We start from the raw sequence: 19,286 nt of genomic DNA on the forward strand, positions 1-19,286 counted from the left end.
CGTTTAACACTTTTTAACGTTTGCCACTGCCAGGTAACGGATTAGTTACTAAAGTTGTTAATTGCGGCTTCCGCTGCTGGTATCATCATTATTAATACCACGTTGATTTTTCTTTATGCTACTGTTAAGCCTGCCGAACTTGTAGCTCAGGCTCACGTTAATGGTGCGGTAAAAGTTGTTGTTAGCTGTATAAGTTTCAAAGCCATCACCTTTGGTATAAAAGTCGAGCTTGTTGAATTTTTTGAAAGGATTGTTAACATTTACTGATAGTGTGGCCTTTTCCTTAAACATGGTTTTGGTACCGCTGATGGAGCTAAAGAAAAAATAATTATCCTTTCCTTGCAGCAATACATAACGGCTGTCATACCCAATGTTTAAACCGGCGCGGTAGCCACCATCAAATTTGTAGCTGGTATAAGTAAAAATGTGTCCCTGGTTACCACTGTTGCTGAAAAGCGAGCCGTTGTAATAGCCCTTCAGCCAAACAAACAGTAATTCGGCATTTATATTCACGTTCAGTTTTTTGGTGATTGGATAATTCACATTCAAATCAAAACCCCAGTTTTTGTTCGAGCCTACGTTAGCGTAAGTTGTAGTAGTAACTCCTGCTGTATCAACCGAGGCTAAATTTTGCACCGTGTTATTGGCAAACGAGTAATTGGTGCTCAGGTTGATGGAGCCTTTGGCAAAATTGCTGTAGCCTAATTCAAAATTATTGGTTACCGCGGCCCTTAGATTAGGATTACCAACGTTACGGTATTGCGGGTTGGATTGGTCGGTATATGGGTTAAGCTGGTAAATACCGGGGCGTTGGATGCGTTGGGTAAAACCAAGTGTGAGACTGCTACTTTTCAGGCTCCGTTGTACCGATACCGAGGGCACAAAATTATCATAGCTTTGGTTAACGGTTGGTTTCCCTACCGCGAAATCGGCGTTAACCGTGGTATGTTCCAACCGCATACCGCCTTTAAAAGCCCATTTGGTTAGCTTAACCGAATAGGAGTTGTACACACCGTAAATATTTTGTTTATAGGTAAAATTATTCACCTGCGCTGTATCGGCGTGATACTCATTATCCACGTCACTTTTTACATCAGTATTAAACTGGCTATAGTTATTACGCAGGGTTGCTTTACCACCGGCCTCAACGGTAAGAATTTTTGAAGGCTGGATATAGTCTAACTGAAAAGCATGCTGCTTTGAACCTGAGTTATTGTATTGCCTGTAATCTTTAGGGACACCTTCGCCGCTAAAGTCATTACCTTTTGTGGCTTCGCTGGTTTGAAGATTGTTATTATAATTGTATTTGTAGGATACGGTAAGGAGCTGCTCCTTGTTTTTTTTAAAGCCTAACTGGTAATTCAGCCCCACATCCGATCCTTTAAATTCGCCTGTGCCATTGTTAAACAAACGGTAAAATTGCGTAACAGCATCGGCGCTATCGCGTTGGGTAGTAACCTGATAATTATGCTGATTGCTTTTGCCATGATAAAAATCAAACATGCCTGTAATCAGGTTCAGGGTATCTACCTCATAACTTAACTCACCGCTGCCATACAGGTTTTTGCCAGTGTTGCCCCTTGTACCTGTTTGACTAAGTGTTGACTGCGGATCGGTTGACTGTGGCTTAAAAAAAGTGGTCATGTTCTCGAACGATGACGTACGCAAGGGCCTGTAGTTATAACCGGCATAGCCGCTAAAACCAAACTTCCCTTGCTTCAAGGTAAGGTTAACATTGCCCCGTTCACCATAAACACTATTGTACCCCGTATTGATACTTACGTTATACCCCTGGTCCGCATTTTTTTTGGTGATGATATTGATGATCCCCGCAAGGCCTTCGGCATCATATTTTGCGGGTGGTGTGGTGATTACTTCTATCTTTTCGATATTGGCAGCGGGCATGGATTTCAGCACATCCGATGGGTTCTTAGCCATCATGGCCGATTCTTTTCCATTGATCAGTATCTTGTAATTATCATTACCCCGTAGCTTAATAGCGTCGTTGCCATCAACAGATAACAAAGGTACTTTCCGGATCATATCCAGCGCGGTGATAGACTTACTTTCCGGGTCGGCGGTTACATCATAGCTTAGGCGGTCGACCTCCTGTTTCATTACCGGCCTAACGGCGGTAACGGTAACTTCTTTCAATTGTTTGCTCGATGCCGAAAGCAGGATCCGGCCTGCATTAAATGTATTATTTGTAAGTTTTACCGGGATAGTTTTGGTGGCGTAACCAATAAAAACAGCAACTAACTGGTAAGTTTTACCTTCGGGTGCTTTTAGTTCAAAACTGCCATCGTCTTTAGCCAGCGTGCTTTTTACCGGCGCTTTGGTGGCGGCATCCTGGAGCGCAACAGTAACATATCCCATAGGTTTGTTATTAGCCGAATCAATGATAATACCTTTTACAGTAATATTAGGAACTGCCGGAGCGACGGGAGCTTTTGTTTGAGCAAATAAGAAGGTAGAAAAGCAACAGCAAAGTACCGTTAGCAGGATTTGTTTCATAAGGTTATTTAGGTTTACAAGACGTAAGTACACACCCGTGTGTTACAACACGAATTACGATTTGAACGGAATTTTAACTAAAATATTAGTTTGTAACGACGTTGTTACTTATTATAACGAGTCATGGTAAGTTCGGTTCCAATAGTTGCAAAACTCTTCACCATCTCTATCGAACGATCGATCAATGCAGGCAGTTCGGGCTGTTCGTCTTTATCAAACGGGCTCAGCACAAAATCAACCTGGCGGCCTTTGGGGTAATTATCACCAATGCCAAAGCGCAAACGGGCGTAGTTATTGTTGCCAAGCACCTCTTCAATATTTTTAAGGCCGTTATGCCCGGCGGCACTGCCTTTGGGTTTTAAGCGTAAGGTACCCAGCGGCAGGGCAAGGTCATCCACGATAACTAAAACATTCCCCACCGGAATTTTCAGGTCTTTCATCCAGTAGCTCAGGGCTTTTCCGCTCAGGTTCATGTAGGTAGTAGGTTTAATGAGGCAAAGCGTACGGCTTTTGAACGATACCTCGGTATAATAAGCTAAGCGTGAGTTTTGAAACCTCGCTCCCTCTTGCCTGGCCAGTTCATCCAACACCATAAAACCTATATTATGCCGTGTATCTGCATACTCCGGACCAATATTTCCTAAACCTACAATTAAATATTTCATGCCCCCTGGCCCCCTAAAGGGGGAATTATGAAGCTATCCAAACCAACAATACAATCGTCATTGCGAGGTACCAAGCAATCGCAAACTGTACAGGGCGGACCTCCTAATCGGGGATTGCTTCGTACCTCGCAATGACGTGATGGTTATCTTTCAGAAATGCTCCGAGTAATTAATTAAATTTTTATGCGAAGATATTGTTTATTGCTCAAACAAAAACAGCGATAGAATTACTCTACCGCTGTTTTTAATTTCACCTCTTGTTCCCCCTTCAGGGGGTTAAGGGGGTTATTTTTTACCTTGAGCTGCTTCCTGCTCTGCCTGACGTAATGCACGTGAGGTAGTTACAGAAACAATGGTATCTTCTTTAGCGTTGGTGATCACTAAGTTATCTAATTTAATATCAGATACTTTTACTGATTTACCAACTTCAAGAGATTCGATGCTTACTTCAATAGCATCAAGATGATCTTTAGGAAGCGCTTTGATACGCAGTTTCCTTAATTTTTGAACCAGCTTACCACCTACTTTAACACCTGGAGAAGTACCGGTTAATTTTACCGGGATCTCGATGGTGATAGGTTTTTTCTCATCTAACAATAAAAAGTCAATGTGAGTGATTTTTTCAGTTAGTGGGTGGAACTGAATGTCCTGGATGATAGCTTGTGATTTAACACCGGCAATTTCAAGATCGATGAAATGAACAACCGGAGTATAAACAACGGCCCTCAAATCAGCTGCGGACACAGAAAAGTGGGTCTGGGTAGCACCACCATAAAGAACTGCAGGCACCTGGCCATTGTAACGCAGCTCTTTTGCGTCTCTTTTCCCTACGTTCTCTCTTAGAGAACCGCTAATAGCAATTGATTTCATTTTTATTTATTTGTTTATTATTTAGTTCATGGTTGATAGATCATTGTTCATGGCTCTATCTCCCACAAGCTCTTTTTAGTTCATGGTTCATAGATCATTGTTCATGGTCTATTCCCAAGTCGCTATTTTTATATTTATGTTCTCACTCTCAAGGCAGATGATTACTATGAACCATCAACCATGATCTATGAACTTCTTAATCCACCTTAAACAAGGTACTAATCGAACCGTGTTCGTTTACGTTGCTTATCGCTTTTGCAAACAGTTCGGCGGTTGAAAGCACCCTTATTTTGGGGCTGCTGTGTTTAAGCGGGATCGTATCTGTAACTATCAGTTCGGTTAATGCCGAGTTTTCGATAGTTTCATAAGCTTTACCTGATAATACCGGATGTGTACAAACGGCACGTACGCTGCGTGCACCACGCTCCATGATCAGTCCGGCTGCTTTTGCCAATGTACCCGCGGTATCGCAAATGTCATCAATCAGTACTATATCCTGATCGGTAACATCCCCTATCAGCGTCATGGCTTCAATTTCGTTAGCACGTTTACGGCGTTTATCGCAAATTACCACTTCGGCATTAAAGAACTTGGCAAAGCTGCGGGCCCTGTATGAACCGCCCATATCAGGCGATGCAATGGTAAGGTGACCTAAGCCAAGGCTTTTAATATAAGGTACAAAAATGATAGAAGCATCCAGGTGATCAACCGGAACATCAAAAAATCCCTGGATCTGCGCTGCGTGCAAATCCATGGTCATGATGCGGTTAATGCCGGCTGCAACTAACAGGTTGGCTACCAGTTTTGCACCAATGGCAACACGTGGTTTATCTTTCCTGTCCTGGCGCGCCAAACCAAAATAAGGTATAACGGCGTTTACATAATGTGCTGAAGCGCGGCGGGCGGCATCGATCATCATGAGTAACTCCATTAAATTATCGGTAGGCTGATGGGTAGACTGGATCAGGAAAACATCACATCCCCTTACAGATTCATTAAAATGCGGCTGGTATTCGCCATCGCTAAAACGCGATATCACAACTTCGCCTAACTCACGACCATAAGCATCAGCTATAAGATGCGCAAGTTCCTGCGAACCTGATCCTGAAAATAATTTAACCGGGTTAAATTGTAAGGGCATTTTGATTTTGAATTTGGGATGTTCGATTTCGGATTTTACCTGTCCTTCACCGTTGATCTTTTACAAATACAACCGTTATAAAACACAATTCGGATTTCAAGTTTTCCAATCAGAATAAATCCGAAATTGAAAATCCGAAATCCGAATTTTATTGTTGCCCGACCAGGATTCGAACCTAGACAAACGGTACCAAAAACCGTCGTACTACCATTATACTATCAGGCAATCTCCTTTGGTTTGTTTTACTCCCCGAAAAGGAATGCAAATATAGCGCGAATATTTGAAAGTCAAAATAGAATTTTAAAAAAGTTCATTAGCACCTCAAATCCAGTAAAATAAAATTAAAACTGCACTCAAAAGGCCGTTTTTAATGGTAACATCACAATAGTTTTACTATTTTCGGCTGCATTAATCCTGTTTTTTTACATAGTGTTCGATCATGAATTATAAAAAACTCAACAATATATTTGGCTGGATAGCCTTTATTATTGCCACAGTAACTTACATTTTAACCCTTGAGCCATCATCAAGCTTTTGGGATTGCGGCGAATTTATTGCCTGTATTTACCGCTTACAGGTAGCCCACCAGCCCGGCGCGCCCCTGTTTACCATCATTGGCAAGGTATTTACCCTGTTATCTATGGGCGATAATACCAAAGTTGCTTATTGGGCCAATATGGCATCGGCCCTGGCCAGCGGCGCTACCATCATGTTCCTGTTTTGGACCATTACGGCCCTCGCCAAAAAGCTTTTGATTAAAACAGAAGAGCAACTTAATTCAACCAACCTGATCCTCATCATTGGTTCGGGCCTTGTTGGTGCTTTAGCCTATGCATGGTCGGATACCTTTTGGTTTTCGGCCGTCGAATCAGAGGTTTATGCGCAATCATCCCTTTGTACCGCTGTAGTATTTTGGGCGATATTAAAATGGGATGCCCATGCCGATGAACCTCATGCCGACAGGTGGATAGTTTTTATCGCCTATGTAATGGGCCTTTCCATCGGTATTCACTTATTAAACTTACTGGTGATCCCGGCTATCGGTTTGGTGATCTATTTCCGCAGGGTAAAAAATGTTACTACAAAAGGAACGTTGCTTACCTTTTTGGCAAGCGTGGTGGCATTGGCCTTTGTACTTTGGGGAGTGATACAATACACCGTAAAAGGCGCGGCTTTTTCCGACCTGCTTTTTGTAAACACCCTGGGTATGGGTTTTGGCAGCGGGGCAGTAGTGTTTTTTGTACTGCTCATTATTACCATTGTTGCAGGCATTTACTATACTATAAATCCTGTTAAACCTGCTATTATTTTAGCGGCCGTATGCTTTGTACTGATATTAGGCATAAGCGGTGGTATTATAGGTCTTATAGTAAGCGGAGTAGTTTTAGCCTTGTTAGAGTATGTAGTAAAGATCCGCGAAAAACGCTTCGCGCTTAACAGCTTTTTGATCTGCCTGCTTTTTATCCTGTTTGGCTACAGCTCATTTGTAATGATTGTGGTACGTGCAAAAGCTAATCCTAACCTCAACAACAGCGACCCTGAAAATGCCTTCGCCCTAAACAGCTACCTTAACCGCGACCAATACGGCGATACCCCGTTATTATACGGGCAGTTTTTTGATTCGGAAGCTACGGCTCAAACCGAAGGCGCTAATATTTACCGCCGCGGGGCAACCAAATACGAGGTTGCCGGTAAAAAATTGAATACCGTTTATGACCGTAATACCATATTCCCGCGCATGTTTAGCGATAAGCCTGGTCACCCGGAGTTTTACCGTGAGTGGACGGGTCTCGGTGAAAGCGAACACCCAACCTTTGGCTCAAACATCAGTTTTTTTGCCAAATGGCAGATCAACCAAATGTATACCCGCTATTTCCTGTGGAACTTTGCAGGCCGCGCCAATGACCTCGATGGTCAAAGCTTAAATTCAGGCGCCGATGGCGAATGGATAAGCGGATGGAATTTCAGTAAACCCCTGCCCTATTCGGTTACCCAAAGCAAAAGCTATAACCGCCTGTTCTTTTTACCGCTTATCATTGGCTTGTTTGGTGCTGTATTTCATTTTGCGCGCAACCAGCGCGAAGCCGGGGTTGTTGCTATCCTGTTTGTTTGTACCGGTTTAGCCATTGTGCTTTACCTAAACCAGGATCCGCTGCAGCCCCGCGAACGTGACTATGCTTATGCAGGCTCCTTTTATGCCTTTGCCATATGGATAGGTTTGGGCGTGATAGGCATTGCCGATGTGTTAAGCAAAAAGCTGAATGCAAAGGTTAGCGCCATTATCTCTACAGTGGTTTGTTTACTGGCCGCTCCTTTATTAATGGCCAACCAGGAATGGGACGATCATGACCGCTCAACCAAGCTTACCCCGCATGATATGGCTTATAACTATCTTAATTCATGCGCGCCAAATGCCATTTTATTTACTTATGGCGATAATGATACTTACCCGCTCTGGTACATCCAGGAAGTTGAAAACGTACGCCCCGATGTGCGTATCGTAAACCTGAGCCTGCTGGGTACCGACTGGTACATCCGCGGTATGAAAAACAAGATGAACGAATCGGAACCATTGCCGATCAGTATGCCGAATGATAAATTTAAACCGGGCGTACGTGATGTGATCTATTTTAGCGATCAGAAAATTGCGGGGGCTACCGAGCTGAAAGATGTTTTCGATTTCATTACCTCTGATAAAAAAGAAGCCATGGTTGAGTATAACAACGGAGACGTTGCCAATTACCTGCCAACCAATAAATTCAAATTGACAGTTAACCCCGACGAGGTAATTAAAACCGGCACTGTACCAACTGCCGATAAAGATAAAATAGCCCCGGAAATGGACTGGACCTTTAACGGTCGTTACGTTACCAAGGATGTACTGGCGATGATGGATATCCTGAGCCATAACAACTGGAAGCGACCGATTTATTTTTCGGTTACCGTACCTAACAGTAATATGATCGGTTTGGACAAATACATGTACAACGAGGGCTTCGCTTACCGTTTACTGCCGTTAAAACCGGATACTGCTGTCGGACCACTTGAAGCCAGCAACACCGGTAAGATGTACGAAAACATGATGACCAAATACAAATGGGGGAACATGAAAAACGCCAGCTATCTTGATCACGAATCAATGACCATGTTTTACCCACTCATCACCAGGCTTTACTCAACCCTGGCCGATGACCTGGCCAAAGCAGGTAAACCGGATTCGGCCCGTAAAGTGCTTAAGAAGTATGATGAGGTAATGCCAACTACCATTAACTCGTTAGAGATAGCGGTACGAAAGTATTACATGATAGAAAACGCTTACCGCTTAAACGATATTCAGTTAGGCAACAAACTGGCTAACCTGGTTGATGACTATGTAAGCAATCAGCTTGATTACAGCTATGCCCTGATACAAAAAGGTGAAACCAACCTCGAAAACCGCGACCTGCAATATTCAATGCAGATTTTAGGAGGGCTGGTTGAGTTTAGCAAGCAATACAAGCAGCCGCAATTGTTTAATAAGTTCAGCGCACAGCTGAGTGGATTTGAAAAGAAATTTGGGGTGACAGGGAAAAAATAAGTCTCCTTTTCGATATTTGTAAAATGCCCACCGGTGAGGAGGGCATTTTTTTTATCTACACGAGAGCTGGTCGAAGTTTAGCGACAGCGTAACTTCGTCCTAAAACAGCTCAAGCTTTCAGCTTGAGTGTGCCTGTCTAAATAGAATTCAAAGCGAGCATTTTAACCTGAGTCGCGGAAGCAGGATGCTTCCACGATTTTAGGACGAAGTTACGCTGTCGCTAAACTTCGACCAGTGACAGACCCTTGATATTTATAAATGCCCGCCGTTGAGCGGGCATTTTTTGGCAAATTAGGTATTATTATCTACTTAACTTTCTTTGGATTTATTCTTGTTGCTATAATAATTTTTCACATTGTTCAAATAATCTAATAGCCACCGTCGTTGATTTTTATCCATCAACAAAGTTTTCAATAATTGGTAATGCGAATTAATAAAAAGATAATCGTTATCAGCGAGGCAATACGATAGTATTTGGGCTTTATTAAGTTTAGTTTGTTGGTATCGCCCGCTTAAGGTTTTCGAATTATCCCAGTCATATCTGATACTGGTCGAATCATTTATGAATACTGGGCCATAGTTAAAATACACATCGTTATCATCATTGTAAAACTGTCGCCGGAAAACCACTTTCATTGTCAACGGATTAGTTTTTTGAATTTTTGCCTCGAATTTCGAAACATAGAAGCGCCAAAAAGCTTCGGCGTTACAAGTTTCGGGTAAATTTAATATCGGTATTAAATTATCCCCATCATACTTATAAAAGAAATAATTACGCCACCATATACCGGATCCTTCAGCAAATTCAAATCGACGGTAAACGATACTCCCACCATCTGCATCTTTAAAATGTTCTACATTATCAGTATATCTACTATATCCGCTTTGCTTTGCAATAATTTTTTTACCCTTAAAGAAATACAATTTAGAACCGGGGCAGTGCCCTGCATCACCTATTAATATTCCAAATTCGTCAAATCTATTTTTATTAGTATCAAAGGAGAAGTACTCTAAATAAACGTTTCCTTTTTTAACAGAATCCAATAGACCTTTAGCTGTACAAGCAGAATCAATTTTTAGTTCTCCGAATATGTTTTTTGCGTCTTGAGCTTTTATCATTCCAACACGAATGCAACTTTTTAACAACGAAAAATCGGCAGCAGACAATTCTCTGTGCATCGGTTCGGTAAAGGTTTTAAAAACAGAATCTGCATAAAAAGCAGCCGTATCAGCAAGCGGCTGTACCGGCAACCTGCCAACACTATCTAAAAAAGCGATTAGTTGCGACTCGGTATAATTGACCTCTTTATATTCTTTCAGCTTTACTTTCTGCATTTTTTTTACAGTTTTTTTATCAGGTTTCTTAGTCGCATGATTGCAGGCAAACACGACTAAAACAAGCATAAAACAGATTAAATTACTGATGGGTCTGAAAGGATTAGGCATAACCGGGCTTACAATTTAATATCGCTTAATTTAATGATATTCCTGTGGAGTTTAACCAAAACATCATGGTTATTTATTGTTTATACTAAGCGTAATATATATTTGCCACGATGAAGATCCTGTTGATTGAAGATGAAGCTAAACTGGTATCCATTATCCAGCGCGACCTTACTACCGAAGGTCACGAGATAAGTGTTGCCCTTGATGGTACAACCGGACTGGACATGGCCATGAAGATGGATTTTCAACTCATTATACTGGATATCATGTTGCCCGGCATTAACGGCATTGAGGTTTGCCGCCGCTTGCGGCAGGCCAACCAAAACGCAGCCATATTAATGCTTACCGCACTCGGTACTACCGAAAACGTAGTTGTAGGCCTCGACAGCGGTGCCGATGATTACATGGTTAAACCCTTTAGCCTGGCCGAGCTTAACGCCCGCATCCGCACCCTGGCCCGCCGCAATACCAATCTTGTACAGCCGCCAAACGTGATACAAATTGCCGACCTCGTAATTAACGGCGACGAAAAATCAGTTAAACGCGGTGATAAAACCATTGACCTGACAGCTACGGAATATCGCCTGCTGGAGTTTCTGGCTAAAAATAAAAACCACATGCTCAGTCGCATTGAGATATTGGAGCACGTTTGGAACATTGATTTCAATATGAGCACCAACGTGGTTGATGTATACATTAACTACCTGCGCAAAAAGGTGGATAAAGATTTTGAGCCCAAGCTCATCCACACAGTTATTGGCATGGGCTATATTTTAAAAAACAACGCGGCATGAGCATCCAGAAAAAAGTAGCGCTGTTGTTCCTGGTGCTAACAGTATCGGTAATATTGATATTCAGCAGTGCTATCTTTTATTTTGTGCACCAGTTTACCTTCGATGATTTTTATAAACGGCTTGAGACCCGTGTAAACATCTCCTCCCAGATCCATCACCTCAATGATCGCGACAGCCTCGGCATGTACCGGGAAATACGCCAGCGCTATCTGGAACGCCTCATAGCCGAAAAGCAATACATCATTAAACCTGATATTTACACAAAAGGCAAAACAGTTAAAGGCGTTCCGCGCCAACTAATTAATAACATCATCGCCAACGGTAAATCGAGGTTTAAAGCCGATAATGTATTTTACGCCGGCAATATCTTCCACTTTCCGGAGGGGGATGCTATTATTGTGGTTTCGGCAACCAATCCATCTGGCCTTAGTGAGCTGAATGATCTTGAGCAGGTGCTGATAATCAGTTTCCTGATTTCGATATTGATCGTATATATTATTGGTCGCCGGTTTTCATACCATACCTTTAAGCCGGTACGCAGCATCATAAAAAAGGTAAATACCATTACCGCCAGCAACCTGCATTTGCGTTTGGAGGATTACAACGGGAAAGACGAAATAGCCGAGCTTACCCAAACTTTCAACAACATGCTCGACAGGCTGGAAACAGCCTTTGAAACCCAGAACAACTTTATCAGCAACGCCTCCCACGAATTACGCACCCCCCTGGCCATCATTAAAGGCGAAGCCGAACTTTCCCTTAAAAATCTGGATCAACCAGGGGCCGATCTGCATAAAAACCTCAAAGAGATCCTAACCGGCACACAAAGCCTGCAGGATATCATTACCAGCCTATTGGGGCTGGCACAAAGCGGGTTCGACGGTAAAAAACAAAACTGGGAACAAATTAGAGCTGATGAGCTGGCGTTTATGGTTAAAGAAGCCGTTGATCATATTATCCCGACAAATAACCTCAGCATTGATTTTTCATCACTGCCTGATGATGTGGATAGCCTGGTTACACAGGGCAACATCAACCTGCTCAAACTGGCCATAAGTAATATTGGCCTTAACGCCTGTAAATATTCCGAAAACAAACCGGTAATTCTTAAGGTATATGCCGAAAATCACAGCGTCATTTTTAGTGTAAAGGACCAGGGGATAGGTATTCCCGAAAGCGATGTCCAACACATATTCGAACCATTTTTCCGTGCATCAAATACCGGCAAATATGAGGGGCACGGCGTAGGTTTGCCGCTTGCACTAAACATTGTAAGGCTGCATAAGGGCAATATCGGCATCGTTTCTAAAGAGGGCGAAGGTACCGAGATCAGGGTAATGCTGCCGGTTTATAAAACCAAATAACACGTTTTGCCACGAAACATACCCCTGAGAGTATTGTGTATTTTATAGGCCTTGCAAAGCGAATTAAGCATGGCGTAGGAGATTTCTTTTTCTCGCCAGCTCTCAACCGTTTGTTTATCATTTATTTCAACATTGTATTTATTAACATTAATCCATCACTGGCACAGCTATTGTTTTAATCAACCTGCATCAAAACTAAACACCATGAAAGCATTTAAAATAAAACTGGCCGTTATGCTACTGGGATTAACATTGGGCGCTACAGCGCCTTTGCTGGCACAATCATCCAAAGATACTTCATCATCAACTACCAAGGCTAATGGGGCAGGCGCCGGGAACGGGGCGAGCCAGGGTGCTCCGGGCACAGCTACCGTATCAGGCACCGGAACGGGCACATTGCAGGACAGTGACAAAGCCAGCGTACCCAGCGGCGATGCCGGCGTAAAGCAAAGTACAGATCAGAAAACGGTAAACCCATCGCAGATAAGCGGTTACTGGATTTTGGGACTATTTAGCCTCATTGGCTTGATCATGCTGATCATATTGCGGAGAAAGAAGCAAGCAAATAACTAAGCATACGCGTTAACGATTATAGCAATTGTTTGCTCTCACGCTTTTTTATGATTCGGTAGCCGATTTTTTGAGCGGGCAACTCAATAAAATAATATAGAAATGAAGCAATAAATATGCAAACCACCAAGACTAATAAAAACCTTGTAGTATAATTTGCTATAGCTTCGGTTCGGCTTTGAACAGTAAAATAATTGAGCAGTTGGAAATGCTTTAGCCAATCTATCACAGCGAAATTGATTAAGTATATGCTGAAACTTATTTTACCTATATACCTTGTGACCTGGTTAACAATTATTTTAAATTCAAATTTGCTTAGGGCAAGGGCCAGCAATAAAAATGCTATTGTGCATAATAGATAATCGGGAATAATGTCTATTTGAGCATTTCGCAGCATCAGAATCAGTGCAGCGAGTAATATGACAGATGGCTTAATTTTTATTTGATAATTATCCTTGATGATAAAATAAAAGATTATACCCAGTGCAAATGCCGGTAATTGTGAGGGAAAGTAAAAGAAGAGGTAATTACTCCATAAAATTTCGTTGTGCATCAATGGATGGCGGTGCAAAATATTATCAAGAATAAAACGAAAAATAAGTGATAAAATAAAAAATACTGCGGCTTGCTGTGTGTTTTTTATTTTATGAAATAAAACGGGAACGAAGAGATAAAACAGCATTTCAACAGCAACCGACCAGCCGCCCGGCACAGTGCTGTTGAGCCAGGTGGGATTGAAGCCGTGTAAAAAAAGTACGTTGCCAATAATATTTTCAACTGTTATACCAGGAGCATCACCTAACGAATGACGGGGGCCAAAACCATCCTGCCATAAAAAATAAATGATGGCGAGATAGTACATCGGCGCGATTCTGAAAAAGCGACGGATAAAAAAATTACCCGTAAAATGTTGCTCTGTTCCATACTTGGCATTTGCGGAAAGAAAAAGAGTAAACGCACTAATAAAAAAGAATAGCTGAACACCGGCGCTCCCACGCACCAAAATGTTATTGAGCTGGGGTGGTATGTAACTGGCCGAGCCTGCCTGCCAGCTGTGTACCATTATAACTCCTAAAATAGCCCAGCCCCTTAAGGCGTCAATATATCTTAATTTTAGCATGCAGACTTTGTGATAAGCTGTCTTTTTATTACACGATTTTTAGGAGGCTAAAGGTGTAAAAAAGATAGCGCAATATAAAGCAAACCGCTATTAAATAATTTTTTCGTAGATGTTGTCATTTTAGACAACGATAATTAATTAACCTCAATGATCTTAACTGCCCATGGCTCCAGTTTTAAATCGCTGTTTTTGCTGACATTATCGCCTGATAACAACTCTTTGCCATTATTATACGGATAAGTCATATTGGTTTCTTTTGCCGAATAATTAAAATAATAATGAACCGTTTTGCCACCCTGGTTTACACCTTGTTTGGTGATAACAGGCCAGGCTATCTGCTGATCGGTACCCCAGAGACCAACTTTTTTTACGGCATCGGCCAATAATTTGTCGGTAACGGCGCTGGTGGTTAAGCTGCCTATATATGTTGCCAGGCCCTTGCCGTAAGTGTTTTCGGTAATGGCGGCGTACTTGCCCCAAACCGGGTGATCATAGTAAGCTAATACTTTAGCGGTAGTAGGAGTAATGAGCTCCATCCAGGTATTAAGCTTTTTATCTTCGGGTTTCAGGTTCCAATCATCAGCTTTTAATGATACATTGCTGGGTTCGGTAAACTGGCTGTAGTAAATTCCGCAGGCTTCTTCAATAATTCCCGGCTGATGGGTGGTACGTACTTTCACATTTTCGTCGGCGAAACCGCTTTTGAAGGTATAAATGATATGCCCGCCGTTTTTAACATAGGTGTTTAATCGCTTTAGCAAACTATCCGGTGCCGCGTATAGCAGGGGAACTATCAGCAGTTTATAATCTTCAATATTTTTACTTGTTGGGTCAACAAAATCACAGCCTACGTTCATATGGTACAGGCCATCGTAAAACTGGCGCAATACATCATTATAGCCGGTACGTACGCCCCAGCCAAAGCCAAAAGCCTTGAAACCGGTAAGGGCTTCGTTACTGAACAGGATGGCTACCTCGTTTTTCTTTTTCAGGTTGATGAGTTTGCTGCTTAGCCTGTCGAAATCTTTGCCGATGGTTTTGGCTTCGTCATAAACCGGGTTGGGCTCAAAATCATGGCTTAACAAACCTTTCCAGTAGGTTTCGGCCGAGTTATGGATAGAGTGCCATGGCCAGTAGCTCACCATATTTGCCCCCGATGCTAAATGACTAAAAGCCTGCAGCCTCAGCTGCTCCGGATACGGTACCCATTGCGGAAAGCCCTGCGCTTCGGTCTCAATAGTAAGGTAGTTTTTGCCTCCTTTCATTGATCGGGCCACATCGCCCCCAAAGGAAATCTCCACGCCGGTAAGCTTATCCTGGCTGGGGTGGTAAATATCAATGCCTGCAATATCCAAAGCTTTGGCTGCTGCAAAATGATCAACATCGGGCTGAATGCCGAACGAATAGCCGTGCCATTCCAGGTCGAAGTTTTGGGTGATGAACTGATCGGGACGTTTATATTCGCGCACTATGGCGGCCTGCCATGCTAAATAATCAGTAACCAGCTGCCGCTGAAATTTGGCAAACTCGGATGAAAGGCTGCCATTAATGGTATTAACCATCGACGGAAAATCGTCCCAGTTATTGATGCGGTTGCTCCAGTAATCGAGCCCGAAAATGTGGTTGATGTTATCAAGCGTTTTATACTTAGCCTTCATGTAGTTAACAAACAACGCCTGCACGTTTGGCCCCGCCGTACTGTACGATTTAGTTTCGTTATCTACCTGGTAACCGATTACGGCCTTGTTATCCTTTACGTGCTCCATTATTTTGCGGATCACACGCTCGGCATAAAAACGGTAATCTTTATTGGTGATATCCATATTTTGCCGCGGCCCGTATTGGTTTTGGCCCGATGGGGTGATAGCTAAGATCTCGGGATGTTTTTTTACCATCCAGGTAGGCACAGCATAGGTGGGCGTACCTATAATAACATGAATCCCTGCTTTTTGCATAGCGTTTAAAACCCTGTCGATATGGGTAAAATCGAAAACGCCATCCTGTGGCTCTTCCGTGCTCCAGGTCGATTCGGCAATGCGCACCACGTTAATGCCGCAGGCTTTCATCATTTGTACGTCCTTATCCAGCCTTTCGTAAGGCATGTACTCGTCATAATAAGCTACGCCGTAAAGCAGCTTATCCATTTTGGGATATTGCGCGAAAGCAGATGCAATAAAAAGTAATTGCATGACGAAGAACAGCAGGGATTTCTTGTTCATAAAAGCGATATTTAGGATAACTGGCTTGTGCTGATGAAAGTACGAATTAATTGTGTTTTTAACACACAATGTTAAAATATTTTACGTTGTGAAACAGATGTAGTAGTACACAAAATTTTTATTGCTGTTTAAAAACTGATATTAGCCCCCTGTTGTAATACCATTATAACCTGTTAGTATTTCCTTATGAAAACAGTTACCAGTTATCTGCTCATCCTGATATGTTGCTGCGCAATGAGCGCCCAAGCGCAACAAAAACGCCTTACCTATTGTAACCCACTTAACCTCGATTATGGTTACACCCCCTTCGAAACTTTTGCAAGCTGGGGTAAACACCGTGCCACCGCCGATCCAACCATGACCCTGTTTAAAGGTAAATATTACCTGTTCTCCACCAACCAATTCGGTTACTGGTGGAGCGATGACATGCTGAACTGGAATTTTGTTTACCGCAAGTTCGTCCGTCCGTACAATGAAGTTAAAGACGATGAACTTTGTGCACCCGCTACATTGGTTTTGGGCGATACCCTGCTGGTGATCGGATCAACCTATAATAAAGATTTTACCCTATGGATGAGCACCAACCCAACGCATGACGATTGGAAAGCCGCCAAAGACTATTTTAAAGTTGGCGCCTGGGACCCGGGTATGTTTGCTGACGATGACGGCCGGGTTTATATTTACCATGGTTCCAGCAATACACTGCCGCTTTACGGGCAGGAGATTGACAGGCGCACCTTCGAACCCATCGGCCCAAAAAAAGAAATGGTTAAGCTTAACCCCGAAGAGCATGGCTGGGAACGTTTTGGTGAGCATAACGATAATGTGTTTCTGCTGCCATTTATAGAAGGCTCGTGGATGAACAAGTATAAAGGCAAATACTATTTGCAGTTCGGCGCACCAGGTACCGAGCAAAGTGGCTATGGCGATGGTGTTTTTGTAGGCGATCACCCGCTGGGGCCTTTCACCTATCAAAAGCATAACCCTTTTTCATACAAGCCGGGAGGCTTTGCCAAAGGTGCAGGGCATGGCGCTACCTGGGCCGATAAATATGGAAATTACTGGCATATCAGCACGATGGGCATCTCGGTGAAAAACAACTTTGAGCGCCGCATTGGCTTCTGGCCTGCCGGGTTTGATAAGGATGGCGTACTGTACAGCAATACCGCTTATGGCGATTATCCGCATTATTTATCCAGCGGCCCCGAAGACCATCTGAAAAGTAATTTTACCGGCTGGATGATCCTTAATTATAATAAACCTGTAGAGGTTTCATCAACCCTGGGCGCTTATGCCGCCAATAATGCTGTTGATGAAGACATTAAAACTTATTGGAGCGCCAAAACAGCCAATAAAGGCGAATGGCTTAAAACTGATCTCGGCGGGATCAGCACTGTAAATGCCATCCAAATTAACTATGCCGATCAGGATGCCACGTTTATGGGCAAATCATTAGGTGTGTATCATCAGTATATCGTTTATTCGTCGGTTAACGGCAAAACATGGCAGCCCCTTATCGACAAAAGCAAAAACCGTAAAGATGTGCCGCACGATTATATCGAGCTTAAAAATCCTGTCAAAGCGCGTTACATAAAAATGGTTAACCTGCACATGCCTACAGGCAAATTTGCAATATCTGGCTTAAGGGTGTTTGGTAAAGGTGCAGGTGCAAAACCCGATACCGTGCAAAACCTGATTATACTGCGTGGCGACAGCGAACGCCGCAACGCCTGGCTTAAGTGGAAGCCAAACGATAATGCCACCGGCTACACCATTTACTTCGGCATAGCGCCCGATAAATTGTACAACAACATGATGGTTTACGGCCGTAACGAATACTATTTTAATGGGATGGATAAAAGCCTGCCATACTATTTTCAGATAGAAGCGTTTAATGAAAACGGAATTTCGGCAAGGACAAAGGTTGTGAAGGTGGAATAGTAAAAATCTGTATTTATTGGTTAAATTGTTTCACGCAAAGTCGCTAAGGCGCAATTGAAAACACAATTAACCTTAGTGTCTTTGGGATCCACCACGGAAGCCCCGGAAAAAATAGTGATAGTGTGTATAATATATTTTAGGGGTGTTGTGTGTGGGGTGCGTTAGGGATTGCAGTGTAAAGCCCACAGCGTGTATAGGGATTGCGGGCAGGAAAAGCGAGGACTTGTAACGGAAAGCCCGGGCCGCAGGCAACGCCCATATTTATAAAACAAATCGAAAATATGCCTAATAACCAATGATTTACAATCACGTCATCAGAAAGATATAATCTTTGATTTTGGTTGAAATTTGAGTTATATTTAATAATGAAGTCGATACAAAGACAAAAAATTAAACGCGATAAATTTTCAAGGGAGGATATCTTGAGATCGATGATTGCCTCTTTTAAAATAGAAGGTATTCAAATTCCATATGAAAAAGCCCTGGCTATCTTAAAAAAGATAGATCCATGTTTAAAAAAGTAAGAATTAAATCAACGCATGCTAAAAACCATCCTCCCCCTCCTCATAACCCTAATGCTCAGCATCACTGCCAAAGCCCAGCAAGCCGACAGTACCCTGAAAAAATCGTCCATAAAAACCCTGAGCGACAAAAAGTTTACCCAACTGATTACCGGTGAGTATTTGTTTGACGATATTGAACAGGTTGCCCGGCTTAACCATTATCCCATGCCCGATGCAGCGCTGAAGTTTAAAAAAGAACTAAGCCTGAGCCCGGTTCAGCTTACCAAAATTACGGCCATTGCTGCCGAACTGCACCGCAAACGGGTAGAGATGGGCAATTTTATTGTTACCAACGAAACCACGCTTGATAAACTGATGAGAAAAGGGACGGATAATGGCAGCATTATCTTTTACGCCAACCGCTCGGGTTTGTATTACGGAGAGCTCAGGAATGCCATTTTGCAGGCCTGTTTAAGCACCGGAAGCGCCCTCGCACCGCAGCAAATCACGAAGTTGGAAACACTCGCTGCTCATAATTGAAAATATCCCGTTTGATTTGCTT

General features: G+C 42.8%; 13 protein-coding genes and 1 tRNA gene. 6 read left to right on the forward strand and 8 right to left on the reverse strand.

Going from position 1 to position 19,286, the window contains the following annotated elements:
• Window positions 1–57: 57 nt before the first annotated feature.
• From BLP33_RS13535 to BLP33_RS13555, 5 genes are all read right to left on the reverse strand, one after another.
• On the reverse strand, window positions 58–2,514 hold the full coding sequence (locus BLP33_RS13535) for a TonB-dependent receptor (RefSeq protein WP_090529148.1): 2,457 nt from the start codon (window positions 2,512–2,514) through the stop codon (window positions 58–60).
• A gap of 104 nt (window positions 2,515–2,618) precedes the next feature.
• On the reverse strand, window positions 2,619–3,179 hold the full coding sequence (gene pth, locus BLP33_RS13540) for an aminoacyl-tRNA hydrolase (RefSeq protein ID WP_090529151.1): 561 nt from the start codon (window positions 3,177–3,179) through the stop codon (window positions 2,619–2,621).
• A gap of 285 nt (window positions 3,180–3,464) precedes the next feature.
• Window positions 3,465–4,049, reverse strand: coding sequence for a 50S ribosomal protein L25/general stress protein Ctc (locus BLP33_RS13545; protein ID WP_090529154.1), 585 nt, complete (start codon window positions 4,047–4,049; stop codon window positions 3,465–3,467).
• Between the two features lie 196 nt (window positions 4,050–4,245).
• The gene (locus tag BLP33_RS13550; protein WP_090529157.1) at window positions 4,246–5,190 is read right to left on the reverse strand and encodes a ribose-phosphate pyrophosphokinase; all 945 of its coding nucleotides are present in this window, start codon (window positions 5,188–5,190) and stop codon (window positions 4,246–4,248) included.
• Window positions 5,191–5,344: 154 nt separating this feature from the next.
• Window positions 5,345–5,415: transfer RNA gene (locus tag BLP33_RS13555), tRNA-Gln, on the reverse strand.
• A 214-nt stretch (window positions 5,416–5,629) separates the two neighbouring features.
• Here BLP33_RS13555 and BLP33_RS13560 point away from each other — a divergent pair.
• On the forward strand, window positions 5,630–8,767 hold the full coding sequence (locus tag BLP33_RS13560) for a glycosyltransferase family 117 protein (RefSeq protein ID WP_090529160.1): 3,138 nt from the start codon (window positions 5,630–5,632) through the stop codon (window positions 8,765–8,767).
• A gap of 309 nt (window positions 8,768–9,076) precedes the next feature.
• Here the strand turns inward: BLP33_RS13560 and BLP33_RS13565 are convergent, their stop codons facing one another.
• Window positions 9,077–10,171, reverse strand: a complete 1,095-nt coding sequence (locus tag BLP33_RS13565) for a hypothetical protein (protein WP_090529163.1) — start codon at window positions 10,169–10,171, stop codon at window positions 9,077–9,079.
• A gap of 152 nt (window positions 10,172–10,323) precedes the next feature.
• Here BLP33_RS13565 and BLP33_RS13570 point away from each other — a divergent pair, with 152 nt between their 5' ends.
• The 3 genes from BLP33_RS13570 (at window position 10,324) to BLP33_RS13580 (ending at window position 12,944) form a co-directional block, all read left to right on the forward strand.
• On the forward strand, window positions 10,324–11,007 hold the full coding sequence (locus BLP33_RS13570) for a response regulator transcription factor (protein WP_090529166.1): 684 nt from the start codon (window positions 10,324–10,326) through the stop codon (window positions 11,005–11,007).
• Complete coding sequence (locus BLP33_RS13575; RefSeq protein WP_090529171.1) at window positions 11,004–12,371, forward strand: HAMP domain-containing sensor histidine kinase; 1,368 nt, start codon at window positions 11,004–11,006, stop codon at window positions 12,369–12,371. The genes BLP33_RS13570 and BLP33_RS13575 overlap by 4 nt, the downstream gene beginning before the upstream one ends.
• Before the next feature lie 204 nt (window positions 12,372–12,575).
• The gene (locus tag BLP33_RS13580) at window positions 12,576–12,944 is read left to right on the forward strand and encodes a hypothetical protein (protein WP_090529174.1); all 369 of its coding nucleotides are present in this window, start codon (window positions 12,576–12,578) and stop codon (window positions 12,942–12,944) included.
• Window positions 12,945–12,960: 16 nt separating this feature from the next.
• Here BLP33_RS13580 and BLP33_RS13585 read toward each other — a convergent pair whose 3' ends face one another.
• Both BLP33_RS13585 and BLP33_RS13590 read right to left on the reverse strand, forming a co-directional pair.
• Window positions 12,961–14,061 (reverse strand): acyltransferase family protein, encoded by a 1,101-nt coding sequence (locus BLP33_RS13585; RefSeq protein WP_090529177.1) that lies wholly within the window; start codon window positions 14,059–14,061, stop codon window positions 12,961–12,963.
• A 134-nt stretch (window positions 14,062–14,195) separates the two neighbouring features.
• Window positions 14,196–16,280, reverse strand: coding sequence for a beta-galactosidase (locus BLP33_RS13590; RefSeq protein ID WP_217633159.1), 2,085 nt, complete (start codon window positions 16,278–16,280; stop codon window positions 14,196–14,198).
• A 186-nt stretch (window positions 16,281–16,466) separates the two neighbouring features.
• Here BLP33_RS13590 and BLP33_RS13595 point away from each other — a divergent pair, with 186 nt between their 5' ends.
• On the forward strand, window positions 16,467–18,221 hold the full coding sequence (locus tag BLP33_RS13595; RefSeq protein ID WP_090529181.1) for a family 43 glycosylhydrolase: 1,755 nt from the start codon (window positions 16,467–16,469) through the stop codon (window positions 18,219–18,221).
• A gap of 539 nt (window positions 18,222–18,760) precedes the next feature.
• Entirely contained in the window at window positions 18,761–19,264 is a 504-nt protein-coding gene (locus BLP33_RS13600) for a hypothetical protein (RefSeq protein WP_090529185.1), read from the forward strand.
• Window positions 19,265–19,286: the final 22 nt, after the last annotated feature.

The organism is Mucilaginibacter sp. NFR10 (genome assembly GCF_900100445.1).
In the GTDB taxonomy this organism is placed as follows: domain Bacteria; phylum Bacteroidota; class Bacteroidia; order Sphingobacteriales; family Sphingobacteriaceae; genus Mucilaginibacter; species Mucilaginibacter rubeus.